The sequence below is a fragment of the Adlercreutzia sp. CNCM I-6207 genome, assembly GCF_977072305.1.
The window spans coordinates 38,286-64,799 of the sequence record NZ_CDRVLZ010000010.1; the positions used below are offsets into that span (position 1 = coordinate 38,286).

Sequence of the window (26,514 nt, forward strand, 5' to 3'; positions counted from 1 at the left end):
ACGGACCACTTCCATGGCTACCCAAGACGGATGGAAACGGTAGGCCGCGCACGCGGCGAAGACGGGGGAGACCCCGGGAAAGAAAGGTGGACCAGCTATGGCCAGCAAGCTCAGCATCTCCAAGGAGCGCACCGCGGAACTCATCAAGGAGTTCGGCAAGAACGATCAGGACTCCGGTTCCGCCGAGGTTCAGGTCGCCATCCTCTCGGAGCGCATCCGCAACCTCACCGAGCACCTGAAGACGCACAAGAAGGACAACCACACCCGTCGCGGCCTCATGATGCTCATCGGTAAGCGCCGCGGTATGCTGAAGTACATCAAGGAGCGCAACATCGAGGAGTACCGCGAGCTCATCAAGAAGCTCGGTATCCGCGACAACATCTAGCTCGAGCATGTACGGGGCCCCGCCTGGGGCCCCGTTTTCTGCTATAAGCGGTCTGAAGCGCATGAGGCGCCGACGGTCGCGGGCCGGCGAACGGTAAGTAGCCGCACCCGAAGAAGTCCTCCGCAATGAGGCGGGGGAGTTGAAGAGAAAGAAAAGCGTTATGACGAAAATTGTCGAAGAATTCGAGTTGTACGGCAAGCAGTACCGTCTCGAGACCGGCGAGCTGGCCAAGCAGGCCACCGGCGCCGTGCTCGTGACCTGCGGTGCCACGAGCGTTCTCGTGACCGCCGTCGTCTCCAGCCAGGAGAAGGACTACGACTTCTTCCCGCTCACGGTGGACTACATCGAGAAGATGTACGCCGTGGGCCGCATCCCCGGCGGCTACCTGAAGCGCGAGGCGAAGCCGTCCGACCACGGCACGCTCGTGGCCCGCATGGTGGACCGCCCCATCCGCCCGGGCTTCCCGGACGGCTACAAGAACGAGGTGCACATCGTGGCCACCCCGTTCGTCATCGACGGCGAGAACCTGCCCGACACCATCTGCGTGGCCGGCGCCTCGGCGGCGCTCCTCGTAGGCGGCGCGCCCTTCGACGGCCCTGCTGCCTGCGTCCGCATCGGCCGCGACATCGAGACCGGCGAGTTCATCGTGAACCCCACGGTCTCCGAGCAGGAGAACTCCGATCTGGAGCTCACCATCGCCGGCACCGCCGACTACATCTCCATGGTCGAGGCCGGCGCTGCCGAGATCTCCGAGGAGGACATGCTGGCCGCCATGACCTTCGGCCAGGAGGCCATCGCCGCCTTCTGCGAGAAGCAGGCCGCCTTCCTTGCCAAGGTGAACCCCACCCCCATGGACTACACCATCCACGCCGCCGACCCGTCGGTGGCCGAGCGCGTCGACGCGCATCTCGACGAGATGTCCGCGGCCCTCAAGGACGCCGACAAGGCCGCACGCATGCAGAAGGTGGAAGAACTCAAGTCCTCCATCATCGAGAACGACTTCACCGAGGAGGAGCGCGCTGCCTGGGGCTCCGACATCAAGGCGGCCCTCAAGGCCCTCGAGAAGCGGGCCATGCGCGCCATGATCCTTGAGACCGGCGAGCGCGTCGACGGCCGCACCCCCGAGGAGATCCGCCCGCTGTACATCGTGCCGGGGTATCTGCCCCGCGTGCACGGCTCGGGCCTGTTCCAGCGCGGCCAGACCCAGGTCATGTCCGTGTGCACCCTGGGAATGCTCAACGAGTGGCAGCGCCTCGACACCATCTGGCCCGAAGAGGGCAAGCGCTACATGCACCAGTACAACTTCCCGCCCTACTGCACCGGCGAGACCGGTCGCATGGGGGCGCCTAAGCGCCGCGAGGTGGGCCACGGCGCCCTGGCCGAGCGCGCACTGGTGCCCGTGCTGCCCGACACCGACACTTTCCCCTACGCCATCCGCGTGGTCTCCGAGGTGCTCGAGTCCAACGGCTCCTCCTCCATGGCCTCCACGTGCGGAAGCTGCCTGGCCCTGATGGACGCCGGCGTGCCGATCTCCGCGCCCGTCTCCGGTGTGGCCATGGGCCTCATCAAGGAGGGCGACGACGTGGTCATCCTCTCCGACATCCAGGGCATCGAGGACTTCCTCGGCGACATGGACTTCAAGGTCTGCGGCACCCCTAACGGCATCACCGCCCTGCAGATGGACAACAAGGCCAAGGGCCTGTCCGTCGAGATTTTGGCCCGCGCCCTGAAGCAGGCCCACGAGGGCCGCGCCTTCATCCTGGCCGCCATGCTTGAGACCATCGACGGCCCGCGTGCCGAGATGAAGGAGACCGCGCCGCGCATCGAGACCATCAAGATCCCCGTGGACAAGATCCGCGACGTCATCGGTTCCGGCGGCAAGGTGGTTCGCGGCATCCAGGAGGAGACCGGCGCCTCCATCGACATTCAGGAGGACGGCACCATCCACGTGGGCGCCGTCTCCGGCACCGCCATGCAGGCGGCCAAGGACATGATCCTCGGCATTGTGAAGGAGCCCGAGGTGGGCGAGGTCTTCGAGGGCGAGGTCGTCGGCATCAAGGACTTCGGCGCCTTCGTGAAGCTCACGCCGGGCAAGGACGGCCTGCTCCACATCTCGCGCGTGGCCAACGGCCGCGTCGGCAAGGTGGAGGACGTGCTGAGCCTGGGCGACATCGTGAAGGTGGAAGTGCTCGAGATCGACCCGAAGACGGGTAAGATTTCGCTGGACCGCCTGGACAAGCCGGACGCGCCGGCTTCCGCGTCCCCGGCTCCGCGCGACAAGGGCGAGCGTCACGAGCGCCGCGAGCGTCGGGAGGACAACCGTCCCGGCCGCGCCGGCCGCACGCCGCGTCGTCGCCACGAGAGCGGCAGCAGCAACTAGCGTTTTATGGAAAGGGTCGCGATTGCGGCCCTTTCTTGTTGCAATCGGAATCCGCTACGCCGGCACCGTCCTGTAGGGGCAGACCTTAGTCTCCCCTAACGCCCCAGCGAAAGAGAAACCGGGGATGCCTAGATGGTTCGGATTGCTTAGGTAGAAGTTCACGCCGCGACACTCCCGGAGAGGAGCCAGGGGGCACCTTGATTCGCTCAGACAGTCCTCGCCGGTATCGAAGGCGCGCTAGCTGCATTGCTCCCTGCATCATCGCGCCTTCGATACCGTCTGCGGAACTCGCTCGGTCAAGGCGCCCCCTGTCTCCTCTTCGCTCTCACGTTGTTGCTTTACAATAGCGTTCACGCTTCTTGTTGAATCTGACTGGTGTATGGGAGGTTTCCTATGATTAAGGTTGCGGTGGCGGGTTATGCGGGGCGCATGGGCTCGGCGGTGGTTGATGCGGTAACGGCTGCGGATAACATGAATGTGGTCTGCGGCATCGATCCCCATGCCAAGGAGGCGCCCTTCCCGGTGTTCGGCACGCTGGCAGAGGCGCTGGATGCGACGGACGTCGATGTGCTCGTCGACTTCACGCAGCCGAACGTGGTGGCGGGCAATCTCTCGGTGGCGCTGCCGCGGGGGGTCGACTGCGTGGTGGGAACGACGGGGCTTTCCAACGAGACGCTGGAGGGGCTGGCCGCCTCGGCGGCGCCGGGGACGTGTTTGTTCTACGCGCCGAACTTCACCACCGGCGCGGTTCTCATGATGGAGTTCGCGAAGGCCGCCGCGCCCTATTTCCCAGAGGCCGAGGTCATCGAGTACCACCACTGCAACAAGAAGGACGCGCCCTCCGGCACCGCCGTGCGCACCGCCGAGATCATCGCAAAGGCGCGTGCCCCGCGCGTGAGCGAGGCCCCCGGCCGCGAGACCGAGATCGCCGGTGCCGAGGGTGCTCGCGGGGCGCTTATCGACGGCGTGCCCGTGCACTCCGTGCGCTCCATGGGCTTTGTGGCCAGCCAGGAGGTCATCTTCGGCTCGCTGGGCCAAACCCTCACCATCCGTCACGACTCGTGGGATCGCACTTCCTACATGCCCGGCGTCCTGCTGGGCATCCGCAGCGTGGGGGAGCGCGACGGCCTCATCGTCGGCCTTGAGAACTTTATGAATTAGACTCTCAGCCCCCATTCGTTCGCAGACGCCATCCGTAGGGGGCGGCCTTGGTCGCCCCTGTTTTGTCTCGCATGATCGTTCCGCTCGCCTGGGCTGACCAAGGTCAGCCCCTACGGAACAGACGCAAGGGCAGTGCCTGCTTGGGGCAGCACCTTATCCGCGCAGGTTGTGCGTTTGACGGACTTACGGGCGCTCGCGTTTCTCCGTCGAGCCAACCATGGCATAATAGAGCTGTGCTAGGGCAGCCACGCCCCCCGAGTTTGTTTAAGGAGATACTTCCATGGAGTTCAAGCGCGATCCTCGCTTCGGCCGCATGATTCCGGCCATGGTCACCCCGTTCAACGCCGACCTCGAACTCGATCTCGACCGGGCCCAGGAGCTGGCCGACCGACTCGTGCGCGGCGGCGCCGACGCCCTTATCGTCAACGGCACCACCGGTGAGAGCCCCACGGTGTTCTATCCCCAGAAGCTCGAGCTGTTCCGCGCCGTGGTGCGCGCCGTGAACGGCCGCATCCCGGTCATCGCGAACGTCGGCGACAACTGCACGGCCGACACCGTGTACTTCGCCCAAGATGCCGCCAAGCAGGGCGTCGATGGCTTCATGTGCGTCGTGCCCTACTACAATAAGCCTCCGCAGGAGGGCCTGTACCGCCACTTCAAGACCATCGCGGATTCTACGGACATGCCCATCATCCTGTACAACATCCCCGGGCGCTGCTCTATCAACATGGAGGGCGACACCACCCTGCGCTTGGCCCACAACTGCGACAACGTCGTGGCCATCAAGGAGGCCTCGGGCAACTTCGAGCAGATCAAGTACATCATCGACAACGCTCCGGCCGGTTTCGACGTGTACTCCGGCGACGACTCGTCCACCCTCGACATCATGGAGCTGGGCGGCGTGGGCGTCATCTCCACCATCGGCAACGTCGCGCCCGATCGCATGAAGGCCATCGTCGATCTGGCCGCCAAGGGCGAGTGGGATGCGGCTCGTGAGGCCAACGAGGCCCTGATGCCGCTCATGAAGGGCCTGTTCGAGACCTCGAATCCCATCCTCGTGAAAGAGGCCCTGAGCCTTGTCGGCTTCCCCGTCGGCGGCGTGCGCCTGCCGCTCGTGGACGCCACGCCGGAGCAGTCGGCGCGCCTGGCCTCCATCATGCGCGAGGTCGGTGTTCTTGACTAGAATCGTCCACCATTGAAGATGCGACGCCGGCCCGATGCCCTCGGGTCGGCGTTTTTGCGCGTTACTACCTTTAGAAAGAGGCATTGAATGACCAAAGAAAACCAAGAGAAGCAGAACGGCCGCACGGAGGGCGGCAGCGGCAAGAACGCCAACCGGCGCAACAACGATCGCCGCAAGAACAACACCTCCTTCAAGCGTGTGAACCTGGAGCGCAAGCGCCCGCAGCTCTCGCGCGGCGAGACAGCGGCGGCCAAGGAAGTCCCCTCCGGCAGCCGAAAGCCGCGGCGCGGCTCGAAGGCGGGCAAGGACCCGAACGCGAAGCTCAAGATCATCCCGCTCGGCGGTCTTGACGCCATCGGCAAGAACATGACCGCCTTCGAGTGCAACGGCGACATGATCTTGGACGACGCGGGCCTGATGTTTCCCGACGACGACCATCCGGGCATCGACCTCATCCTGCCCGACTACACCTATGTGCTGGAGAACGCCGACAAGCTGCGCGGCATCGTCATCACCCACGGCCACGAGGACCACACGGGCACGCTGCCCTACCTTCTGAAGGATCTCGACCGCACGGTGAACATCTACGCCACGAAGCTCACGCTCGGCCTCATCGAGGGCAAGTTCGCCGAGCACCGCGTGAAGAACGCCAAGCTCATCGAGATCAAGCCCGGCGACGAGGTCAAGCTCGGCTGCTTCACGGTGGACTTCTTCGCCGTGAACCACTCCATCCCCGGCGCGGTGGGCCTGTTCATCCAGAGCCCGGCCGGCAACGTTTTGCACACCGGCGACTTCAAGCTGGACCAGACCCCCATCGACGGCATCACCACCGATTTCGGCGCCCTGGCCCGCTTCTCGGAGACGGGGGTCGATCTCATGATGAGCGACTCCACCAATGCCACAAATCCGAACTTCACCCCGTCCGAGGCCGAGGTGGGGAAGACCTTGGAGCAGATCATCTCTCAGGCCAAGGGGCGCGTCATCATCGCCAGCTTCGCGAGCCACATCCACCGCATGCAGCAGATCTGCGATGCGGCGGTGAAGAACGGCCGCAAGGTGGTGGTCACGGGCCGCTCCATGATCCAGAACACCGACATCGCGCGGCGGCTCGGCTACCTGAACATCTCTGACGACAACCTCATCGACGCCTACGACCTGAAGGGCATCCCGCCCGAGCAGGTGGTCATCATGTGCACCGGCAGCCAGGGCGAGCCGCTGTCGGCTCTGGCCCGCATCGCCAACGGCGAGCACAAGACCATCGAGATCGAGGAGGGCGATACGGTCATCATCTCGGCCACGCCGGTTCCCGGCAACGAGAAGGCCGTCACCCGGGTCATCAACCAGCTGGCCAAGATCGGCGCCGACGTGTACGACAAGAGCCGGGCGCGAGTGCACGTGTCGGGTCATGCCGGGGCCGAGGAGCTGAAGATCATGCTCTCCATCGTGAAGCCGAAGAACTTCATGCCGGTCCATGGCGAGGCCACGCACCTGCGGGCCCACGCGAAGCTGGCCGAGGCCACCGGCGTCGACCCGGACAACATCTACGTACTTGAAAACGGCGACTCCCTGGAGCTTTCCGCCCGGGGCGTCGAGCGCGGCGAGGGCGTGCCCTCGGGCATCGTCTACGTGGACGGCCTTTCGGTGGGCGACACCTCCCAGGACGTGCTGGACGAGCGCAACACGCTCGGCAACCAGGGCTTCGCCTCGGTGGCCGCGGCCGTGAACATGAAGGATCGCAAGCTCGTCGGCCAGGTGCAGGTGTCCATGCACGGCATTACCGGCGGCGACGACTACTATCTGGCCCACGAGGCCGAGAACACCGTGGCCAATGCTCTGCGCAAGTGCCTTTCCAAGGACGGAGGCGCGAAAGAACTGCGCAAGGCCGCCCGCGACGCGCTGCTCTCGCTTCTCTGGGAGCGCACCAAGCAGCGTCCCATGGTCGTCGTGAACCTGCTGGAGGTCTAGAGGCACCGTGGCGCGCAATACGAGCACCAACAAAGAGAAGACGAGCGCCCAGAAGGCCTCGGGGAACCTGTCGAAGAGCGGCACGCGCAAATCCGCCGCGGCCCGCAGCCGCGCCGTGGAGGCCGAGCCCCGCATCTTGGACGACCGCACGCGCCGCGACATCGTGGGCGTCGGCTTCATCATTTTGGGCATTGTGCTGTTCATCGCGGCCGCGGCTCCGGCCGGGGCCATCGTGACCGACTTCCTCTCGGAGTCGCTCCACGTCGTCTTCGGCGTGGGCTGCTACATCATGCCCTTCTTCCTCGTCGCCATCGGCGGCGCCGTTCTGTACCGCATGCAGTCGGAGCGCATGTCGCTGCGCGTCACGCTGGGCCTCTCGCTCATCCTCGTGGCGCTGCTCGGCATCATCGCCCTGTTCACGCCGACGACCGGCACAGGACCTGCCGCCCTGTTCGACCGCATCGCGCTCGTGAACCATGGCGGCTATGTGGGGGCGGCGCTCGCCTGGGTGGGGCTCACGCTCTTCGGGCCGGCCATCTCCGCCATCCTGCTCATCGGGGTGGCCATCGTCGGCGTCATCGTCATCGGATTCTCCATCTCCGCGTTTCTGGAGAAGGTGCGCGCCCGCTACGACTTGGACGGCGAGGGTGCCGCCTCCCTCATTCCCGATGCCTTCGGATCTATGAGGCGGGGGAGGGGCAAGCCGCCGCTGACGACCATGGCCGAGTCCGCCGATCTGCCCCCGGCAGCCCATGGGGCGCCCACCGCCCGCATCTCCTTGGACGAGCAACCGCGGCGGCGCTCCCGCGGGGCTGCAGCCGACACCGTGTCCGATGCGGCCGTCACGCGGCAGCTGGGCGCCCAGAAGACGGACGGCCTCGTGCCCATCCAAGCCCCTGATCCGCGCGAGGTGGCCGAGGTGGAGGACATCTCCGCCGTGGAGCCAGCCGCTCCCATGACCCGCAAGCTCGGGCGGCGCCGGCAGGAGGCCGAGGTCGCCGAGCGCGAAGCCGCGAAGACGAAGCCCGTGAGCAAGAAGACGGCCCCCAAGAAAAAGAAGGAGGCGCCCGCCCAACCGATCTCCAAGGACGGCTTCCAGCTGCCTCCCATGACTCTCCTCGCCACCGGCGGCGCCCGTCGCGGCTCTACCGAGGAGGAGCTGCGGGACGTAGCCGCCGAACTGCAGGGGACCCTGGAGGACTTCGGCGTCATGGCGAGCGTGGTCGGCTGGGTGGAGGGCCCAACGGTGACGCTGTTCAAGGTGGACCTGCCCTCCGGCGTGCGCGTGAGCAAGGTCACCAACCTCACCGATGACATCGCGCTGGCGCTCGCCGCTCCTGGCGTGCGCATCTTCGCCCCCATCCCCGGCACCAACTACGTCGGCATCGAGGTGCCCAACCGCAACCGCCAGATGGTGTATCTCCCCGACGTGCTCGCCGCTGCGGGCCCCGGGCCTTTGCAGGTGGCCATCGGCGAGGACGTGGAGGGCCACGCCATCGTCCACGACCTGGCGAAGATGCCCCACGTGCTCATCGCCGGCACCACCGGCTCGGGCAAGTCGGTGGAGGTGAACTCCATGATCATGTCCATCCTCATGCGCGCGACCCCGGCCGAGGTGCGCTTCATCATGGTGGACCCCAAGCGCGTGGAGTTCGCCCCCTACGAGGGCATCCCGCACTTGTACGTCCCCGTGGTCACCGAGTGCCGCGAAGCCTCCAGCGCCCTTTCCTGGGCCGTGGCCGAGATGGAGCGGCGCCTAAAGATGTTCTCGAAGTGCGGCGTGCGCAACATCATCACCTTCAACGAGAAGGCCCGGGCGGCCCAGGCCGCCGACGAGGCCGCGGAGAAGAGGGGGGAGGAGCCGCCGGAGAACCCCTACGGCGAGCCCATTCCCTACATCGTCATCGTTATCGACGAGCTGGCCGACCTCATGATGAACGTGGGCAAGGAGGTCGAGTTCTCCATCAGCCGCATCGCCCAGCTCGCCCGCGCGGCCGGCATCCACCTCATCATCGCCACCCAGCGCCCCTCCACCAACGTGGTCACGGGCCTCATCAAGGCGAACATCACCTGCCGCATCGGGCTTACCGTGGCCTCGGGCATCGACTCCCGCGTCATCCTCGACTCCACGGGCGCCGAGAACCTCATCGGCATGGGGGACATGCTCTTGGCCAAGCCGGAGTACCCCAAGCCCATCCGCATCCAGGGCCCCTACATCCCCGACGACGAGATCGCCGCCGTGGTGGCGCACCTGAAGAGCCAGGGCGAGCCGGAGTACCACTCCGAGATCCTGAAGACCAACGTCGTGACCTTGGGCGACTCCTCGCCTTCGGGGGAGGGGGGCTCCGAGGCCGACGATCCGCTTCTGTGGGAGGCCGCCGATGTGGTGGTTTCAAGCGATTTGGGCTCCACGAGCAACCTTCAGCGTCGCTTGAAGGTCGGATACGCGCGAGCTGGACGTATAATGGATCAGTTGGAAGAAAAGGGCATCGTGGGCCCGGCCAACGGAAGCCGCCCGCGCGAGGTGCTCGTCGACCAAATGGAACTGGAAACACTGAAGGCCTTCGAGGCCGCTGACGAATAGGCCGGAACGGAACCGCACCGCAACGGCCAACGGAAAACACAGAGGAGACCATCGTGGCGAGACAGACATCATTCGGCGAGGCGCTTGCCCATGCCCGCGAGCGCAAAGGACTCGATTTGTCCACGGCCGCCCGCAAGCTGCGCATCCGCCCGGATATCCTGCGCGCCATCGAGGAGGGCGATTTCGCCCGCATGCCCCCGCGCGGCTACACGTCGAACATGGTGGGCGCCTACGCGCGCCTGGTGGGGCTGAACCCCACGGAGGTCACCCGCGCCTACCGGGAAGAGGTCTACCAGTTCGAGACGGGCCGCCGTCCGGCGAGCAACCGTCGCGAGCGCCCCCGCGATGCCGGACGCACGGTCGCGCTGCCCTCCAGCCGCGACCGGGGATCCTCTCGGGGCTCCTACCGAGACGATTACGCGGGCTCCCCGCGCTCTGGCCGTTCCGGCTTGGGCGGTTCCTCGGCCCGCCCGGGCAGGGCGGCTCCGCAGCCCCAGTACACCAACCTCGTCCAAGGGCGCCAGGCCCCGGGCATCGCGGCGAACATCGGCTCGTATTTGCCGCTCATCATCGTGGGCGCCATCATCGTGGGCCTGCTCGTCCTCGTGATCATCCTGGCCTTCGGAAACCGTGCGGCGCCGGAGAGCGATGTGCCCACGGTGCCCATCTCCGGCATGCAGAACCCCGCCGGCACCGATACCGGTGCCGCAAACGAGGGCGCAGGCGACGCAACGGCGCCCACCCAGCAGCCCGTGGCGCCGACGAGCGCCAAGTTCAGCTACAACGTGCCCGAGGGCTCAAGCGTCTACATCGAGGTCGTCCAGGACGGCAAGACCGTGGAGGCGGGCGATGTCACCGGGCCCAAGACGGCCGATTTCGATGTGACCGGGACGCTGAAGTTCGTGCTTTCCGGCGATGACGAGGACATCGCCGCCGTCAAGCTCACCCTCGACGGCGAGGAGGTGAAGGCCGAGGATCAGAACGGCCGCGGCGTCTACACCTACACCGTCAACTTCGAGGACGTGCTCAACGATTGGAAGCGCGCCAACGGCGTGGCCGGCGCCTCCTCGGATAGCTCCGGCGACTCGGATTCCGGCTCCTCCTCCAGCTCGGATTCCTCGAGCGACGACTCCAGCACAAGCGACCGTTCCTCCGACACCTCCGGAAATGGCGACTCGTCCGACTCCGGCGAGGACTCCTCCGACAGCGCGGCCTAGCGGGCCCATCGAGAAAGGCAATCAACCCATGGCTAAAGAATCCAGCTTCGACATCGTCTCCACGGTGGATATGCAGGAGGTGGACAACGCCTTCCAGCAGGCCCGAAAGGAGCTCGCCCAGCGCTACGATCTGAAGGACTCGGGCGCCGAGATCTCCCTGGACAAAAGCGCCGGCACCCTGACGGTGACCGCGCCGGCCGATTTCGTGGCCTCTCAGGTCATCGACGTCATCGGCAGCAAGCTCATCAAGCGCGGCATCGATCTTACCGCCGTGAAGTGGGGGGATTCCACGCCTTCCTCCGGCGGCGGGGTGCGCCGGTGCGCCACGGTGGTCAACGGCATCGACAAGGAGACCGCGGGCAAGATCAACAAGGACATCAAGGCCCAGAAGCTCAAGTGCAAGGTGACCATCGAGGGCGACAAGCTGCGGGTGAGCTCTCCCTCTCGCGACACGTTGCAGGAGGTCATCGCCTTCTTGCGCGGCCAGGACTACGGGCAGCCGCTGCAGTACGTTAACTATCGCTAGGGCTACAGACGTGATCGATACGACGCGCGACAGCGCGGTGCCCTCCGTCTGCCTCATCACGATGGGGTGCGCGAAGAACGAGGTGGACTCGGCCGCCATGGCGCGGCGCTTGCGCGAAGCCGGCTTCTCCGTGACCGAAGAGGCGTCCAGCGCCGACGCCATCATCGTGAACACCTGCTCGTTCATCCAGGCGGCCACCGAGGAGAGCATCGATGCCATCTTCGAGGCCGCTTCCCTGCCCAAAGTGGATGAGGGCAGCGCCGTTCTCATCGTCGCCGGCTGCATGCCGGCCCGTTACGGGGACGACCTGGCCGCGGAGCTGACGGAGGCGTCGGCGTTTGTGCCCTGCAGTCGCGAGGACGATATCGCGGAAGTGGTGGCGCGCGCTTTGAGGATCTCCCTTCCCGTAGCGGCCGTTGGGGGCGAGCCGGCGGAAGGGGAGGGCCGGACGTTCGCCTACGTGAAGATATCCGACGGCTGCGACCGCTTCTGCTCCTATTGCACCATCCCCTACATTCGCGGGCGCTACCACAGCTTCCCGTACGAGCAGATCGCCGAGGACGTCGAGCGCGAGATCGCCTCCGGCGCCCGGGAGATCGTGCTCATCGCCCAGGACACCGGACGCTGGGGCGCCGACCTTCCCGACGGCCGCGACCTCGCGTGGCTCGTCGACACGCTGGCCGAGGCGCACCCCGACACGTGGTTCCGCATCATGTACCTGCAGCCCGAGGGCGCAACCGACGAGCTGCTCTCCGTCATGGCGGCCCGCGAGAACGTTTGCTCTTATCTGGACATTCCCCTGCAGCACGTGAGCAAACCGATCCTTCGGGCCATGAACCGCCGAGGGGATGCCGCAGCGTTTCGCGCCCTCATCGAGCGCATCGAGGCCGCGGTGCCCGACATCACCTTGCGCACAACGCTCATCGCGGGATTTCCCGGCGAAACCGACGAGCAGTTCGAGGAGCTCCTCGATTTCGTCTCCGAGGGGCTGTTCCATTACGTCGGCGTCTTTCCCTATTCCCGCGAGGAGGGCACCACCGCCTTCGACCTGCCGAACCAGATCGACGAGGACGAGAAGGCCGAGCGGGCCCAGGTGCTGCGCGACGCCGCCGATGCCGCCTGCGGGCCCCGCATCGCCGAGCGCATCGGGAAGGGGGCGATCGTGCTCGTCGAGGGAACCGAGGAGGACGGCCAGCGCTTCGGTCGCGCCCAATGCCAGGCGCCCGAAGTGGACGGCGTCACCTACGTGTCCCGCGGCGAGATCGGCGCGTTCGTTCCCTGCACCATTGCGGATACCCTGCTTTACGAAATGGAAGGCGAGTAGGCCATGACCACCATCCAGCCCACGGCTCCGGACAAGCTCTGGACGCCGGCGAACATCGTCACGCTCATCCGCATCTGCCTGGTGCCGGTCTTCGTGCTGGCGATCCTGAGCCCCTGGCCCGAATGGGTGGGCCTGCCGGGCATCACCATGGAGGCGAAGTGCGTCATCGCCGCCGGCATCTTCATTCTCATCTCCTGCACCGATTGGATCGACGGATATCTCGCCCGCAGCCGCGGGGAAGTGACCGACTTCGGGAAGTTCATGGATCCCCTGGCCGATAAGATCCTCGTCACGGCGGCGCTCATCGCCCTGGTGGAGCTGGCCGTGCTGCCCGGCTGGCCCGTGCTCATCATCCTTGCCCGCGAGTTCATCGTCTCGGGCATCCGCATGGTGGCGGCCAGCAAGGGCACGGTCATCGCCGCCAGCTGGTACGGCAAGGCCAAGACGGTGTTCCAGATCATCGCCATCGTGCTGTTCCTTCTCAAGGACTCGCTCACGTTCACCACGGCGGCCGGCGCCTTCACCAACCCCATGTTCGTGCTGTCCTGGACCGTCATGGTCATCGCGCTCATCCTGACGGTCATGTCCATGCTCGACTATCTCGTAAAGGCGCGCCATCTGTTGAAGGGGAGCGCGGGGGGCAAAACCGCAAAGGCGGCCGCCCCTTCTGCGGCACCCACCGAGATCGCGGCGCTGCAGAAGGCCATCGACGAGCAGGCGCGCATCATCGTCGAGAAGGCGACGGCCGCAGGGGCCACGGTGGCCACAGCCGAGAGCCTCACCGGCGGCCTCATCGCGGCCATGCTCACTTCCGTGCCCGGGTCGTCGGCCTCGGTGCGCGGCGGCATCGTGAGCTACGTGAACGAGGTGAAGGCCGAACTTCTCGGCGTTTCCGAGGACGTGCTCGCGCGACAGGGGGCCGTCGACGAGTTGGTGGCCCTGCAGATGGCCCGTGGCGCCCTGCGCGAGCTGGGCAGCGATGTCTCGGTGGCGGTCACGGGCATCGCCGGACCGACGGGCGCCGAGCCCGGCAAGCCGGTGGGCACGGTGTGGATCGGCTGCGCCACGGCCAAAAAGACCCATGCAGCATGCCATCATTTCGAAGGCGGCCGCGAGGCCGTGCGCCTGCAGACGGTGCTGATCGCCCTGCGCACGATGGAAGAGGCGCTCGCGAGCTTCTGACAGCGCCGCGGTTTTGGCGAGAGCGCACGGGCGCTCTGCGACGAGAGTGCGACAGCGGTACGGTCGGCGCGAGGACTCAAATGAGACATTCCCGCGTCATTGCTGCGGTCGCGTACCGTTATGCTGTTTTCGCGCACAGAGGGAACTGGTTTTTGAGAATCACCTCTTGACGTGCATACGTTTGTTCGTATAATGATGAAAACAGGCCATTTGTTCGCCTGGCCCAGACAAGGAGAGGTCATGAACGAAGATAAAGAAAAGATGCTCAAACTCACCACCGATCAAATCGAGTCCAAATTCGGCAAGGGCTCTATCATGACCCTCGGCGAGGGAGGCGCCGATCTCAACATCGGGGTCATCCCCACGGGCGCCTTGCCGCTCGATGCCGCGCTCGGCATCGGAGGCGTGCCCCGCGGCCGCATCATCGAAATCTACGGTCCCGAGTCAAGCGGCAAGACAACGCTCGCCTTGCAGATTCTCGCGGAGGCTCAGGCGCTGGGCGGTATCGTTGCCTTCATCGATGCCGAGCACGCCCTCGATCCCGTTTACGCCGCGCGCATCGGGGTCGATATCGACGAGGTGCTCATCTCCCAGCCCGACACCGGCGAGCAGGCGCTGGAAATCTGCGATATGCTCGTGCGCTCGGGCGCTATCGACTGCGTCATCGTCGACTCTGTGGCGGCGCTCGTTCCCCGTGCCGAAATCGAGGGCGAGATGGGGGATACCACCGTGGGCCTTCAGGCTCGGCTCATGTCCCAGGCCCTGCGCAAGCTGGCCGGGTCGCTGTCGAAATCGAACACCACCTGCATCTTCATCAACCAGCTGCGCGAGAAGATCGGCGTCATGTTCGGCAACCCGGAGACGACCACCGGCGGACGCGCCCTGAAGTTTTTCTCCTCGGTTCGCATCGACATTCGCCGCATCGACTCTATCAAGCAGAACGGCGATGTGGTCGGCAATCGCGTGAGGGCGAAGGTGGTCAAGAACAAGGTGGCTCCTCCTTTCCGCCAAGCGGAGTTCGATCTCATGTACGGCGAGGGCATCTCTCGGGAAGGCTGCATCGTCGATATGGCCGTGGAATGCGGCGTGGCCAAGAAGTCCGGCGCCTGGTACACCTACGGCGAGGAGCGCCTGGGCCAGGGCCGCGAGGCGGCCAAGCAGACGCTCAAGGAGAACCCCGACCTGCGTGAGGAGCTCGAGAACAAGGTCCGCGAGGCCTACGAGATCCCCGTCATCGAGCGTCCGGCCGAAAACGAGTCGTTCACGCCGGCGCCCAAGAGCGGCAAGAAGAAGTAACGCATCGTGGCGTCCAAGGCCGACATACTCGCAGCGCTCAGGGCGGATATCGCCGCCCTGGAAGCCGCCCCTCCCTCAGAGGAACCGTGCGCGCAAATCGCCGCTTGGCCGCACCCTGCCGAGGACGACGCCGTTTGCGGCAGGGATACAGGGGCGTCTTGCGCGCAGGATCTCTCCCGCTCCTCTCGTGGAGAGGAGCGGGAGAGCGCTCTGAGCGGCGAGGAGGGGAAGACGGCCCGAGACGCGTACCAGAAGATCCTCCGATGGGCCGCGGTTCGCGAGCGCTCCACGGCCTACCTGCGCGAGCGCCTGCTGAAGGACGACTTTCCTGCGGCAGTGGTGGAGGAGGCCCTTCAGCGCGCCGTGCGCGTACGGGCGGTGGACGATCGACGCTACGCCGACGCCCTCGTCCGCATGAAGCTTGCGGCCGACCGGGGGCTTCGCGATGCCGAACGGGAGATCGAGGAGCTCGGCATCGACCCAGCCACCCTCGATTCCTGGGTCGAGCACGAGCGGAAGGGGAGGGACTTCGAAGTGGGCCGCGCCCTGGCCGCCCTGCGGCGTCGGCCGCCTAAAGCCAAGCGCGCCCGAGAGGCCGCCTTCCGCCGCCTCGTATCCCAAGGATTTTCCACCGACGTCGCCGCTACCGCCTCTCGCACGTGGTTCGAGGAGCGGGAACGCGGCCTGATGTGCGGTTCGATGGGCCATTCATGACACAAACCCACGAGAGTCTGTCTAAAGCCGCGGCCTTACGCTATACTGTGAGCCGTGGCTTTAGAGCATACGTGCCCTCCCGGGCATTCAAGATAGAGAATTTCATATTCCTCGTATCTTCGCGCAGTTATGCTCATGCCCGGCCACGGGCATTTTTTATGACATGAAATGGGTATGAAAGCCCAGATGAAAGGAGGAAACAGCCATGGATCCCATCACGATCGTGCTTTTGATCGTCGCTATCGTCATCGGCTTGGTCCTCGGTTTCATCGTCAACCGACTCATTGCCAGCTCCTCATCCAAGAACGCTGCCCGCGAGGCCGCAAGCCTGGTCGAGGATGCCAAGAAGCAAGCCGAGACGCTCCGACGTGAAGCCGCCGTGGAAGCCAAGGACGAGGCCCTTCGCTACAAGCAGGAGATGGAGAAGGAGAACAAGGAGCGCATGCGCGAGGTGCGCTCCGCCGAGAACCGCATCGCCCAGCGCGAGGAATCCCTCGATCGCCGCGTCGAGTCGCTGGATGCCCGCGAGCACCAGCTCTCGTCTTTGCAGGGACAGGTCGAGCGCCGCGAGCGCGATGTCGAAGAGGCCGAGAATGCCATCGAGCGCCATCGCGAGGAGGCCCAGATCGAGATCAACCAGGCCCTCGAGCGCGCTGCGGGCATGAGCCCCCAGGAGGCCAAAGAGGAGCTGCTGGAGACTATCCACGACGAGGTCACTCGCGAATCGGCCGTCATCATTCGCGATGCCGAGACGCGTACCAAGGCCGAGGCGGACAAGAAGGCCCGCGAGATCTTGAGCCTCGCCATCCAGCGCGTGGCCGCCGACCACTCCGCCGAGAGCACGGTGTCCACCATCCATATCCCCTCCGACGATCTGAAGGGCCGCATCATCGGCCGCGAGGGCCGCAACATCCGCTCTTTCGAGCAGCTGACCGGCACGAACCTCATCATCGACGACACGCCGGAGTGCGTCACCATCTCCTGCTTCGACCCGGTGCGCCGCGAGATCGGCCGCGTCACCATGGAGAACCTCATCGCCGACGGGCGCATCCATCCCGCGCGCATCGAGGAGATGTACGACAAGGCCGTCAAGCTGGTGAACCAGCGGGTGCACGAGGCCGGCGAGCAGGCCACGTTCGATGCGGGCATCCACGATCTCCACCCGGAGCTCGTCAACACCCTGGGACGTTTGCGCTATCGCACCTCGTTCGGTCAGAACGTGCTGAACCATTCGCTCGAAGTGGCCTATCTGGCCTCGGTCATGGCCTCCGAGCTCGGGCTCGACCCCATCCCCGTCAAGCGGGCCGGCCTTTTACACGACCTCGGCAAGGCCGTCGATCACGAGGTCGAGGGCAGCCACGCCGTCATCGGCGCCGATCTGGCCCGTCGCTTCGGCGAGCGCCCCGAGATCGTCCACGCCATCGAGGCCCATCACAACGATGTGGAGGCCAACTCCGTCGTCGACGTGCTCATCCAGGCCGCCGACGCCGTCTCCGCCGCCCGCCCCGGCGCCCGCAAGGAGACGCTGGACGCCTACGTGAAGCGCCTCGAGAAGCTGGAGGAGATCGCGAACTCCCACAAGGGCGTCGAGCGCACCTACGCCATCCAGGCAGGCCGCGAGGTTCGCGTCATGGTAGAGCCGGAAGTGGTGGACGAGGCCGAATCCGTCGTTTTGGCCCACGACATCGCCCAGCAGATCGAGAACGAGATGCAGTATCCGGGCCAGGTGAAAGTCGTCGTCATCCGCGAGAGCCGTGCGGTCGACTACGCCAAGTAGGCCATGGAAGGCGATACCCTCAGCGATTTCATAGACGATGTGTGCGGCGAGAGCCGTCTACGGGTCGAGGATGACCTCGGAGACGGCTTCGTCCGCCTCCGGTCCTCCGAGGCCGAACGACGCCAGGCCGCCCAGGACATCCGCTCGAGCGAGGACGTGGTCATCGAGCTTCTGCGCAACGCCCGCGATGCCGGCGCCAGCCGCATCTTCCTCGCCACTCAGAAGACCGGCAACGAACGTCTGCTCACCGTCCTCGACGACGGACAGGGCATTCCCGCTGCCCAGCACGAGCGCATCTTCGAACCGCGCGTCACTTCGAAGCTCGATAGCGCGCATATGGACAAGTGGGGCATGCACGGGCGCGGCATGGCCCTTTACTCTATCTCCGTGAACGCCGAAGAGGCCCGGGTGCTGCAATCGGAGCCGGGACTCGGCACCAGCCTCACGGTCGCCACCGACACCGAAAGCCTCGCCGAGAAGGCGGATCAGTCGACGTTTCCCCGTTTCGAGCAGGAGCCTTCCGGTTCGTGGGCGATGCGCGGCCCCAAGAACATCGTGCGCACGGCCGCGGAATTCGCCTTGGAGCACCGCGGCGACCTCTCCGTGTACCTCGGCACCCCGGTGGAGGTGGCAGCGACGCTGTACCAACTGGGTCTCGCCTCGCTCTCCCCGGCCGTGCGCGCCTTCGGGGGCGACGGCACGGGAATCCCCCTCGTCAAGCGCCTCGCCCTGGCCGCCGGCCCCGATGACCTCGCGGACCGCTGCGAGGCCCTGGGGCTGCCGCTCTCCGAGCGCTCGGCCCGACGCATTCTCGACGGGGCCATCGTTGCGCTCGACCCCTTAACCGAGCGTTTGGCCGCCGAATCGTTCCCGCGGCAGGCCCATCGCCCATCCGAGCGCCGGCGAAATTCTAAGAACGCCCGCTCCCTGCGTCTGGCTCCCGAGGACATCGATACGCTGAAGCGCGGCATCGGCCGGCTCATGGAGCCCGTGGCGGAAACGTATTATCTGGAAGCGGTGGGCGAGGCGGAGGTCATCGTGGGCCAGGAAGCCATCCGCATCACCGTTCCCATCCGCACGTCGCTCTAAGGAAGCGCGCGCGGTTGCGCCACTCGGGTGCAACAGGTAGAATATTCGGGCTGAAGGCGCCACGGGCGCCCGCTAAACGAACCACATCCAGAGAAGAACCGCACCACAAACGACAAGGACCAGCTGTGTCTACCACTGAAACCAAGCCCTCCATCGGGTGCCTCAAAGTATCCTCCAAATCGTCTCCCGCCTCCGTTGCCGGCGCCATCGCCGGCATGATCAAAGACGGGGCGTCGGTGGAGATTCAAGCCGTGGGGGCCGGTGCGGTGAACCAGGCTGTGAAAGCCGTGGCCATCTCCCGCGGGTTCCTCTCGCCGGTGGGCATCGAGATCTGCTGCATCCCCTCCTTCGCGGACATCGTCATCGACGGCGAGTACCGCACGGCCATCCGCTTCGCCGTCGAGCCGCGGGGCGCCGCCGCGATCGCCCCCATCGTCGATGCGGCCGCGGTCCATTAGAGGGTTTTGCTATGAGCAACGTCTTCGAGGGAACTCGTTTCTGCATCCACACCTTCGGCTGCCAGATGAACAAGCACGATTCCGAGCGGGTCGCCGGCATGCTGGAGGGCCTGGGCTCGCTGCCCGTCGAAACCATCGAGGAGGCGGACATCGTCGTGTTCATGACGTGCTGCGTCCGCGAGGCTGCCGACACGAGGCTCTACGGGCAGGTCGCCTCCATGAAGAACATCCCCTTGCGCGACGGCACGCCCCTTGACAAGCGCTACATCGCCGTAGGCGGCTGCATCGGCCAGCGCGACGGCGACAAGCTGCTTGCGGCGCTTCCCCATCTCGATGTGGTTTTCGGCACTCACAATCTGGGCTCTTTGCCGGGGCTTCTCCGACGCGCCATCGAACAGCACGGCCGCGCCGCCGAAGTGATCGAGGGGGGAGCGGAGTTCTCCTCCGCCCTGCCCACGGTGCGCGAGCACGACTGGGCGGCGTGGCTGCCCATCACCGTGGGATGCAACAATTTCTGCTCCTACTGCATCGTGCCCTACGTCCGCGGGCGCGAGAAGTCGCGGCCCCTGGACGACATCGCCGCCGAGGCGCGCTCCTATGTGGAAGCGGGCGTCAAGGAGATCACGCTGCTGGGGCAGAACGTGAACTCGTACGGGCGCGACCTCTACGGCGAGCCGCGGTTCGCGGATGTCCTTCGGGCCGTGGACGCCGCGGGCATCGAGCGGCTCCGCTTCGCGACGAGTCACCCGAAGGATCTCACCGACGAGGTCATCGGGCTGTTCGCCACGCTGCCCTCGCTCATGCCGGCGCTGCACCTTCCCGTGCAGTCGGGCTCGAACCGCATCCTCTCGGCCATGAACCGCCGCTACACCCGCGAACACTACCTCGGCCTTATCGAGAAGCTTCGCCGCGCCCGTCCCGACATCGCCCTGTCCACGGACATCATCGTGGGATTCCCCGGCGAGACCGAAGAGGACTTCATGGACACCTATCGCCTCGTGGAGGAAGTCGGCTACAGCCAGGTGTTCACGTTCATTTACTCCAAGCGCGAGGGGACGCCTGCTGCGGAGATGGACGACGACACGCCCCGCGAGGTCATCCAGGAGCGCTTCGACCGGCTCGTGGATCTCGTCCAGCGCAAGGCCTTCGAGGCGAACCAGGCGGAGCTCGGCGCCACGGTGCCCGTGCTGGTCGAGGGCACGTCCAAGCGCGACGATTCCATCCTGGCCGGCAAGAGCCCGAAGAACCAGACCGTTCACGCTCCGGTGCCTTCCGGCACGGAGGCGGCGTCTTTGGTGGGGCGCATCGTGCCCGTGACCATCGAGGAAGCCCGCACCTGGTATCTCTCGGGCGCGATCGCCCATGCTTGAGCTTTCCGCACCCGTCATCGCCATCGTGGGGCCCACGGCCTCGGGCAAGACCGACGCGGCCCAGATCGTCGCCGAGCGCCTCGGCGGGGAAGTGGTGAGCGCCGATTCCATGCAGATCTACCGGGGCATGGACGTCGGCACGGGCAAGCTTCCTGCATCTGAGCGCCGCGTGCCCCATCACGGCTTCGATCTCGTTGATCCCGGCGAGCCCTACTCGGCGGCCCTGTTCCAGGCGTTCGCCCGGCACTGCATTCGCGATATTGACGCCCGCGGCAAGAGAGCGGTGCTCTGCGGCGGCACCGGCCAGTACGTGCAGGCGGCCATCGACGACTTCGCCTTCCCCAAGGGCGACCAGGTGGAAAACCCCGTCCGCGAACGCTGGACCGCCTATGCGGAGGAACACGGCAACCAGGCCCTGTGGGAGGCGCTGGAGGCGCGCGATCCCGCAAGCGCCGCCGTCATCCACCCCAACAACGTGCGGCGCGTCGTGCGTGCCTTCGAGCTTTTGGAGGAGGGTGCCAGCTACGCCGAGCAGAAACAGCGGCTCGCCACCGTGGCGCCCTTCGTTCCAGCCGTGCAATTCGGGCTGGCCGTGGAGCCGGCTATCCTGAACGAGCGCATCGACGCCCGGGTCGATGCCATGGTGGCCGCAGGGCTCGTCGACGAGGTGCGGGGCCTGCTGGCCGCCGGATTCCGCGACGGCGTCACGGCGCCCCAGGCCATCGGATACAAGGAGATCGTCGAGGCGCTGGATGGGAACATCACGCTAGAGGAGGCCGTGCAGGCCATCAAGACGGCCACGCGCCGCTACGGCAAGCGCCAACGTACGTGGTTCCGCCGCGATAAGCGCATCCGCTGGGTGAACGCCGATGTCGGCGATGCCGAAGCCGTGGCTGCCGAGATTCTTTCCCAGTTGGAAACATTGGACGCCTACCATGGTTGAAGCGGCCCTTCCGGGTCGTCGAGGAGAGCTTCCGTCTCCTCAATTGCCGCCTAAAAGGAGCGTCCCATGGAGTTGTCCTTCGCCAAATTGCACGGTCTCGGGAACGATTTCGTCTTCATCGACGATCGCGACTGCGCTCTTGATCTGACCGACGAGCAGGTGTCGTATCTGTGCGACCGCCACTTCGGCATCGGCGCCGACGGCGTCATCCTCGTGCGGCCGGCTCTCTCGGAAGAGGGAGACGGCTACATGCACTACATCAACGCCGACGGCACCTTGGCCCAAATGTGCGGCAACGGCGTGCGCTGCTTCGCCAAGTACCTCGTCGATCGCGAGCTGGCGGACGTTGCCTCGGGCAGCCTTGTGGCCGACACCCTGGCCGGCCCGCGCCCTATCGCCTTTTCCGTGGATGCGGAGGGGAAGATGACCGAGGCGACCGTGAACATGGGCGCGCCCATCTTGGATCCCGTGCTCGTGCCCGTCGATGCCGCGCCGGACTCCCGCGCGACCGATGGTGCGCCCTATGTGGGGCATCTTCGCCTCGATTCGCCGTGGGGAACCTTCGAATTCGTGTGCGTCTCCATGGGAAACCCCCACGCCGTCTGCCTCGTGGACGATTGGGCGGCATTGCCCAACGAGCTGTTCCCCGCTGGTGCTGAGAAATCCCTCTCGACCCTGCGCATCGATCTTCCCGGCCCCTTCTTCGAGACGCATCCCGTATTTCCCGAGAAAACCAACGTCGAGTTCGCCTCCGTCACCGATGAGGGCATCGCCATGCGCGTATGGGAGAGGGGCTGCGGCGAGACCTTGGCCTGTGGCACCGGCGCCTGCGCCACCAACACGGCCGCCTGCCTCACCGGTCGGGCCGGCAGGGAGAACGATCTCCTGTTGAGCGGCGGCCTACTGCACATCTGCTGGAACGAGGATGGCACGATATCCATGACGGGACCGGCAACGGAGAGCTTCTCGGGAACCATTGTGCTGCCGTGAGCTTCTCCGGCGCTGCTGTTGTGCTATGATAGCCCCCGTTTCACCGGCGCAACGCCGCGCCACGATTAAGGAGTGATGCTCATGCGCCTGTAACGACCACTTGCACCGCCTTCCCCTCATGGGATCCGTCGTTACTTGAAGCAAAGGAGCATGCTATGACCGAATACGAATCCGTCATCCAAAAGGGTCCGGCCACCAAGGCCGAGGAGCGCCGCGAGCGCGCCGTTCTCGTGGGCGTCGAGCGCCCGGGGCTGCCGTGGCCCTTGGAATCTTCCCTGGCCGAGCTGGAACGTCTGGCCGATACGGCCGGAGCCGATGTGGTGGCCACGACGACCCAGCGCTTGGACGCGCCCAACCCGCGCACCTTCGTCGGCACGGGCAAGGCCGACGAAATCGCCGAGCTGGCACGGTCGCACGAGGCCGACCTCGTCATCTTCGACGATGAGCTGACACCTTCCCAGCAGGCCAATCTGGAGAAGGTCATGGACAAGTCCGTGAAGGTCATCGACCGTACGGCCCTCATTCTGGACATCTTCGCCCTGCACGCCACCTCCAAGGAGGGGCGTCTGCAGGTGCGTCTCGCCCAGAACCAGTACTTGTACCCGCGCCTGCGCGGCATGTGGGCCCACCTCGCTTCGAACCGCATGGGAGGCGGCGTGGGATCCCGCTTCGGTGAGGGCGAAAGCCAGCTGGAGGTGGACCGCCGCATGGTGCGCAAGCGCATCACGAGCATTCGCCGCGAGCTTGAGCGCCTGTCCGACGTGCGCTCGTTGCAGCGTGAGAGTCGGTACGGCAGCGGCATGTTCAAAGTGGCACTGGCCGGCTACACCAACGCCGGGAAAAGCTCGCTCATCAACCGGCTCACCGGAGCCGACGTGCTCAGCTACGACAAGCTCTTCGCCACGCTGGACTCCACCACCCGCAAGTTCGAACTGCCCGAGGGCCGCGAGGTCACCGTCACCGACACCGTCGGCTTCATCCAGAAGCTGCCCACCACCCTGGTCGAGGCCTTCAAGTCGACGCTCGACGAAATCACCGGAGCCGACCTTATCCTGCACGTGATCGACGCCTCCTCGCCGGAGTTCGAGGAGCAGATCGAGGCCGTGTGCGAGGTTCTCGACCAGATAGGGGCCCAGAGCATTCCGACGATCGCCACCTTCAACAAATGCGATCTGCTGGACGCCGAGACGCTGGCTGGCCTTAAAAGGCGTTATCCGAGCGCCCGGTTCGTGTCCGCTCGCTCTGGAGAGGGCATAGAGGGGCTCGTGGGCGCCATTGCCCAGGCCGCCTCGTCCGCCGACGCCAAGCTGGACGTGCTCGTGCCGTACCAACGGGGGGATTTGGTATCGCTGGCCCACGAGCGCTGCCACATCATCTCCGAGAGTCACGAGGCGACAGGCACGCGCCTGCAGCTGCTCGCGGCCCCTGCCTTCGTCAGCGCGTTCTCCCCTTACCTTGTCTCGGACGTCGACGCTTGAGGAAACCACCGCTCCAGAAACGAAAGAGCGCCCCTGCTCCGGATCCTCGCATCCGGAGCAGGGGCGCTCTTGATTGACCAAAAGGGGAGGACTCGCGGCCTATCGGCGCAGCGAAGGCGCTACAGGCGCCGAAACACGGCCACCACCTTGCCGGCAATGGAGCAGTCCGTGGTGATGATGGGATCCATCGTCGAGTTCTCCGGTTGCAGGCGGATATGGTCGGCCTCGCGGAAGAAGCGCTTGACGGTGGCGCCGTCGTCGATGATGGCCACGACGATATCGCCGTTGTTGGCCACCGGCTGCTCCTTCACAACCACGTAGTCGCCATCGTTGATGCCGGCCTCGATCATGGACTCGCCGCGCACCGAGAGCATGAAGGAGGGGGCATCGCCGACGATATCGGTGGGCAGCGTGATGGTGTCGGTGATGTTCTCCTCGGCGAGAATAGGGGAGCCGGCAGCCACGTTGCCCACCAAGGGCACATTGACGAGCTTGCTGTAGGCGGCCGCGAAGGCCGTGACAGGGGAGGGAACCTCCTCGATGGGATAGGTAAGCGCGATGGAGCGGGATTTAAGGGGGTCGCGCTTGATGAAGCCCTTGTCTTCAAGTGCCTTCAAATGGACATGGACGGTGGAAGGGGAGGAGAGCCCCAAACTCTGGCACACCTCGCGCACCGTAGGACCGTAGCCCTTCTCGCGAATGCACGCTTCGATGCAGTCGAGAACCGCCTGTTGCCGCTTGGTCACTTTCTGGGTCATAGCGCATCCTTTCACAAAAGCGTACATTTGTTTGAAAAATCTCTTGACGTGAACCTTTGTTCGCTCTATTATAACTGCGAACAAAGGTTCTACGCAAGAGGTCAGGAGTAAAAAATGGCACGCATCGAATTTTCCATAGCCTTCACGCTCAGCACCATCGCGTCATTCCTCATCTTCTTCGCCTAGAGCGTCGAGGGCGGGTGTCGCGAAGGTAGCAATGTTTTGAAGAGGGGAGCGCGCTAGGTCTGATAGGGTATGATAAGCAATCAACTTATCAAAGTGAGAAGGAGAACCTATGCGCTGTCCTTCCTGTGGCTACCAGGAATCGAAAGTCGTCGACTCGCGATCGGCCGACGACGGCGCCTCTATCCGGCGCCGTCGCGAATGCCTGCAGTGCGGCACGCGATTCACCACCTACGAGCGGCTCGCCGAAAATCCCATTCTCGTCATCAAGGCCGACGGTTCATCGGAGGTCTTCAACCGCGAGAAGCTCATGCGAGGATTGCTCATCGCCTGCGCGAAACGTCCCATCACGCCCGAGAAGATCGACGGACTCATCACGAGCATCGAGGCGGAATTGCGATCGAGTCAGCGCAACGAGATCAAATCGCGCGATTTGGGCGATTTGGTACTGGCCCGTCTGGCCACTCTGGATGACGTTGCCTATATTCGCTTCGCCAGCGTCTACAAGGATTTCCAGAATGTGGAGGAGTTCTCCGAGGCCCTGAAAGAGCTGGGCTGATCCATGGACGTTCTTTTCAAGCAGCTCGACGAGACCCTGGAAGCGCCCGCCTACGCCCGTCCGGGCGATGCGGGTCTCGATTTGCGCGCCGCCGAGGGCGGCACGCTTTTGCCCTTCGAGCGGGCACTCGTGCCCTGCGGTATCGCCTTGGCCATTCCCGAGGGCTATGCGGGGCTCATCATTCCCCGAAGCGGCCTGGCGGCACGACAGGGCATCTCCATCGTGAACGCCCCGGGCCTCATAGACAGCGGCTACCGGGGGGAGATCAAGGTGCCGCTCATCAATCTCGATCCAACGGAGGTGTTCAATTACGAAAAGGGCGAGCGCATCGCCCAACTCGTGATCATCGCTACCCCCACCATTACTTTACATAACACTTATGAGCTTCCCGAGAGCTCGCGCGGAGCGCAGGGCTTCGGAAGCAGCGGCCTTTCCTAGAAAGAGTGTCCTTTATGACCGATCACCGCGATTCGAAACCCGAAGAAACGCCCGAGCCCCAGCAGCTGGGAGCTCCGGAGACGACTCCCGAAAATCCCCAGCGACCCGAGCCGTCGACGGAGCCCTCGCAGGATCAGAGACGGGCGCTCATCGACGCCGACCTGAAATCCGCCCGCACGCTCTCGACGGTAGCCGCCATTGCAGGTCCAGTCTCCTTCATCATCGGCGGCGTGATGCTGAGCACGGTGGGCCTCGTCTGCGCCATTGTCGGCTTCGTTAAGATCAAGCACGTGATAGACGATGTCGATGGTCGCCAGAAGGTCTATGCCGCCACGGTACGCCAGACGCTTATCTGGGGTCTCGCCATCAGCGCCATTGCGCTCATCGTCAACATCGTCGGCATCGCGCTCATGATGCCCGTGCTCATGGAGGCCATGCAAACGGGAGACTTCACCTCGATCCTCGGCGAGGGCGCCACCATCACCGCGCAGCCATCCGGCGGCAGCGGCAATGCCTGGGGCTAAACACCTTCCATATACGGTAAAATGTTTCAA

23 protein-coding genes are annotated in these 26,514 nt (G+C 65.2%); 22 read left to right on the forward strand and 1 reads right to left on the reverse strand.

The window, feature by feature from the left end; all coding sequences use genetic code 11:
- The first annotated feature begins 97 nt into the window (after window positions 1–97).
- The 19 genes from rpsO to hflX all read left to right on the forward strand — a co-directional run bounded on the left by rpsO (window position 98) and on the right by hflX (window position 24,022).
- On the forward strand, window positions 98–385 hold the full coding sequence (rpsO, locus tag ACW4QM_RS06580) for a 30S ribosomal protein S15 (RefSeq protein ID WP_022739929.1): 288 nt from the start codon (window positions 98–100) through the stop codon (window positions 383–385).
- Between the two features lie 160 nt (window positions 386–545).
- Window positions 546–2,765: a polyribonucleotide nucleotidyltransferase gene (locus tag ACW4QM_RS06585; RefSeq protein ID WP_161127244.1), complete on the forward strand. Its 2,220-nt coding sequence runs from the start codon at window positions 546–548 to the stop codon at window positions 2,763–2,765.
- A gap of 393 nt (window positions 2,766–3,158) precedes the next feature.
- Window positions 3,159–3,926 carry a 4-hydroxy-tetrahydrodipicolinate reductase gene (dapB, locus tag ACW4QM_RS06590; RefSeq protein ID WP_161127243.1) on the forward strand — a complete coding sequence of 256 codons (768 nt, stop codon included), beginning with the start codon at window positions 3,159–3,161 and terminating at the stop codon, window positions 3,924–3,926.
- Window positions 3,927–4,206: 280 nt separating this feature from the next.
- Window positions 4,207–5,109 carry a 4-hydroxy-tetrahydrodipicolinate synthase gene (dapA, locus tag ACW4QM_RS06595; RefSeq protein WP_022739926.1) on the forward strand — a complete coding sequence of 301 codons (903 nt, stop codon included), beginning with the start codon at window positions 4,207–4,209 and terminating at the stop codon, window positions 5,107–5,109.
- 87 nt (window positions 5,110–5,196) lie between these two features.
- Entirely contained in the window at window positions 5,197–7,074 is a 1,878-nt protein-coding gene (locus ACW4QM_RS06600; protein ID WP_161127242.1) for a ribonuclease J, read from the forward strand.
- A 7-nt stretch (window positions 7,075–7,081) separates the two neighbouring features.
- Window positions 7,082–9,658 (forward strand): FtsK/SpoIIIE family DNA translocase, encoded by a 2,577-nt coding sequence (locus ACW4QM_RS06605; protein ID WP_161127241.1) that lies wholly within the window; start codon window positions 7,082–7,084, stop codon window positions 9,656–9,658.
- A 53-nt stretch (window positions 9,659–9,711) separates the two neighbouring features.
- Complete coding sequence (locus tag ACW4QM_RS06610; RefSeq protein ID WP_161127240.1) at window positions 9,712–10,875, forward strand: helix-turn-helix domain-containing protein; 1,164 nt, start codon at window positions 9,712–9,714, stop codon at window positions 10,873–10,875.
- 28 nt (window positions 10,876–10,903) lie between these two features.
- Window positions 10,904–11,401, forward strand: a complete 498-nt coding sequence (locus ACW4QM_RS06615) for a YajQ family cyclic di-GMP-binding protein (protein WP_114548343.1) — start codon at window positions 10,904–10,906, stop codon at window positions 11,399–11,401.
- Window positions 11,402–11,414: 13 nt separating this feature from the next.
- The gene (gene rimO / locus ACW4QM_RS06620) at window positions 11,415–12,725 is read left to right on the forward strand and encodes a 30S ribosomal protein S12 methylthiotransferase RimO (protein WP_161127275.1); all 1,311 of its coding nucleotides are present in this window, start codon (window positions 11,415–11,417) and stop codon (window positions 12,723–12,725) included.
- A 3-nt stretch (window positions 12,726–12,728) separates the two neighbouring features.
- Window positions 12,729–13,907, forward strand: coding sequence for a CDP-diacylglycerol--glycerol-3-phosphate 3-phosphatidyltransferase (pgsA, locus tag ACW4QM_RS06625; protein WP_161127239.1), 1,179 nt, complete (start codon window positions 12,729–12,731; stop codon window positions 13,905–13,907).
- A 240-nt stretch (window positions 13,908–14,147) separates the two neighbouring features.
- Entirely contained in the window at window positions 14,148–15,203 is a 1,056-nt protein-coding gene (recA, locus tag ACW4QM_RS06630) for a recombinase RecA (RefSeq protein ID WP_022739919.1), read from the forward strand.
- A gap of 6 nt (window positions 15,204–15,209) precedes the next feature.
- Window positions 15,210–15,917 carry a regulatory protein RecX gene (locus ACW4QM_RS06635; RefSeq protein WP_237974247.1) on the forward strand — a complete coding sequence of 236 codons (708 nt, stop codon included), beginning with the start codon at window positions 15,210–15,212 and terminating at the stop codon, window positions 15,915–15,917.
- 205 nt (window positions 15,918–16,122) lie between these two features.
- The gene (gene rny / locus ACW4QM_RS06640; RefSeq protein WP_114539060.1) at window positions 16,123–17,694 is read left to right on the forward strand and encodes a ribonuclease Y; all 1,572 of its coding nucleotides are present in this window, start codon (window positions 16,123–16,125) and stop codon (window positions 17,692–17,694) included.
- A gap of 3 nt (window positions 17,695–17,697) precedes the next feature.
- The gene (locus tag ACW4QM_RS06645) at window positions 17,698–18,783 is read left to right on the forward strand and encodes an ATP-binding protein (RefSeq protein WP_114548347.1); all 1,086 of its coding nucleotides are present in this window, start codon (window positions 17,698–17,700) and stop codon (window positions 18,781–18,783) included.
- A 125-nt stretch (window positions 18,784–18,908) separates the two neighbouring features.
- Entirely contained in the window at window positions 18,909–19,241 is a 333-nt protein-coding gene (locus ACW4QM_RS06650; protein WP_022739915.1) for a stage V sporulation protein S, read from the forward strand.
- Between the two features lie 11 nt (window positions 19,242–19,252).
- Window positions 19,253–20,611: a tRNA (N6-isopentenyl adenosine(37)-C2)-methylthiotransferase MiaB gene (gene miaB, locus ACW4QM_RS06655; RefSeq protein WP_455798303.1), complete on the forward strand. Its 1,359-nt coding sequence runs from the start codon at window positions 19,253–19,255 to the stop codon at window positions 20,609–20,611.
- Entirely contained in the window at window positions 20,604–21,554 is a 951-nt protein-coding gene (miaA, locus tag ACW4QM_RS06660; protein ID WP_455798304.1) for a tRNA (adenosine(37)-N6)-dimethylallyltransferase MiaA, read from the forward strand. Before miaB ends, miaA begins: the two co-directional genes overlap by 8 nt.
- Window positions 21,555–21,620: 66 nt before the next feature.
- Complete coding sequence (gene dapF / locus ACW4QM_RS06665) at window positions 21,621–22,544, forward strand: diaminopimelate epimerase (protein ID WP_455798305.1); 924 nt, start codon at window positions 21,621–21,623, stop codon at window positions 22,542–22,544.
- Window positions 22,545–22,699: 155 nt separating this feature from the next.
- A complete protein-coding gene (hflX, locus tag ACW4QM_RS06670; RefSeq protein WP_455798306.1) occupies window positions 22,700–24,022 on the forward strand; it encodes a GTPase HflX in 1,323 nt (440 codons plus the stop codon).
- Window positions 24,023–24,141: 119 nt separating this feature from the next.
- Here hflX and lexA read toward each other — a convergent pair whose 3' ends face one another.
- On the reverse strand, window positions 24,142–24,780 hold the full coding sequence (gene lexA, locus ACW4QM_RS06675; RefSeq protein WP_022739910.1) for a transcriptional repressor LexA: 639 nt from the start codon (window positions 24,778–24,780) through the stop codon (window positions 24,142–24,144).
- A gap of 295 nt (window positions 24,781–25,075) precedes the next feature.
- Here lexA and nrdR point away from each other — a divergent pair, with 295 nt between their 5' ends.
- Genes nrdR through ACW4QM_RS06690 form a run of 3 tightly spaced genes read left to right on the forward strand, consistent with a single transcriptional unit; the run spans window position 25,076 to window position 26,484 of the window.
- Window positions 25,076–25,522 (forward strand): transcriptional regulator NrdR, encoded by a 447-nt coding sequence (gene nrdR, locus ACW4QM_RS06680; RefSeq protein ID WP_114539067.1) that lies wholly within the window; start codon window positions 25,076–25,078, stop codon window positions 25,520–25,522.
- 3 nt (window positions 25,523–25,525) lie between these two features.
- Entirely contained in the window at window positions 25,526–25,960 is a 435-nt protein-coding gene (dut, locus tag ACW4QM_RS06685) for a dUTP diphosphatase (RefSeq protein WP_114548353.1), read from the forward strand.
- 14 nt (window positions 25,961–25,974) lie between these two features.
- Window positions 25,975–26,484: a hypothetical protein gene (locus tag ACW4QM_RS06690; RefSeq protein WP_114548354.1), complete on the forward strand. Its 510-nt coding sequence runs from the start codon at window positions 25,975–25,977 to the stop codon at window positions 26,482–26,484.
- Window positions 26,485–26,514 lie beyond the last annotated feature (30 nt).

Bases quoted from the DNA above. Each gene is read 5' to 3' on its own strand.
- rpsO (WP_022739929.1), top strand. From the start codon at position 98: ATGGCCAGCAAGCTCAGCATCTCCAAGGAGCGCACCGCGGAACTCATC.
- ACW4QM_RS06585 (WP_161127244.1), top strand. From the start codon at position 546: ATGACGAAAATTGTCGAAGAATTCGAGTTGTACGGCAAGCAGTACCGT.
- dapB (WP_161127243.1), top strand. From the start codon at position 3,159: ATGATTAAGGTTGCGGTGGCGGGTTATGCGGGGCGCATGGGCTCGGCG.
- dapA (WP_022739926.1), top strand. From the start codon at position 4,207: ATGGAGTTCAAGCGCGATCCTCGCTTCGGCCGCATGATTCCGGCCATG.
- ACW4QM_RS06600 (WP_161127242.1), top strand. From the start codon at position 5,197: ATGACCAAAGAAAACCAAGAGAAGCAGAACGGCCGCACGGAGGGCGGC.
- ACW4QM_RS06615 (WP_114548343.1), top strand. From the start codon at position 10,904: ATGGCTAAAGAATCCAGCTTCGACATCGTCTCCACGGTGGATATGCAG.
- pgsA (WP_161127239.1), top strand. From the start codon at position 12,729: ATGACCACCATCCAGCCCACGGCTCCGGACAAGCTCTGGACGCCGGCG.
- recA (WP_022739919.1), top strand. From the start codon at position 14,148: ATGAACGAAGATAAAGAAAAGATGCTCAAACTCACCACCGATCAAATC.
- rny (WP_114539060.1), top strand. From the start codon at position 16,123: ATGGATCCCATCACGATCGTGCTTTTGATCGTCGCTATCGTCATCGGC.
- ACW4QM_RS06645 (WP_114548347.1), top strand. From the start codon at position 17,698: ATGGAAGGCGATACCCTCAGCGATTTCATAGACGATGTGTGCGGCGAG.
- miaB (WP_455798303.1), top strand. From the start codon at position 19,253: ATGAGCAACGTCTTCGAGGGAACTCGTTTCTGCATCCACACCTTCGGC.
- miaA (WP_455798304.1), top strand. From the start codon at position 20,604: ATGCTTGAGCTTTCCGCACCCGTCATCGCCATCGTGGGGCCCACGGCC.
- dapF (WP_455798305.1), top strand. From the start codon at position 21,621: ATGGAGTTGTCCTTCGCCAAATTGCACGGTCTCGGGAACGATTTCGTC.
- hflX (WP_455798306.1), top strand. From the start codon at position 22,700: ATGACCGAATACGAATCCGTCATCCAAAAGGGTCCGGCCACCAAGGCC.
- lexA (WP_022739910.1), bottom strand. From the start codon at position 24,780: ATGACCCAGAAAGTGACCAAGCGGCAACAGGCGGTTCTCGACTGCATC.
- nrdR (WP_114539067.1), top strand. From the start codon at position 25,076: ATGCGCTGTCCTTCCTGTGGCTACCAGGAATCGAAAGTCGTCGACTCG.
- dut (WP_114548353.1), top strand. From the start codon at position 25,526: ATGGACGTTCTTTTCAAGCAGCTCGACGAGACCCTGGAAGCGCCCGCC.
- ACW4QM_RS06690 (WP_114548354.1), top strand. From the start codon at position 25,975: ATGACCGATCACCGCGATTCGAAACCCGAAGAAACGCCCGAGCCCCAG.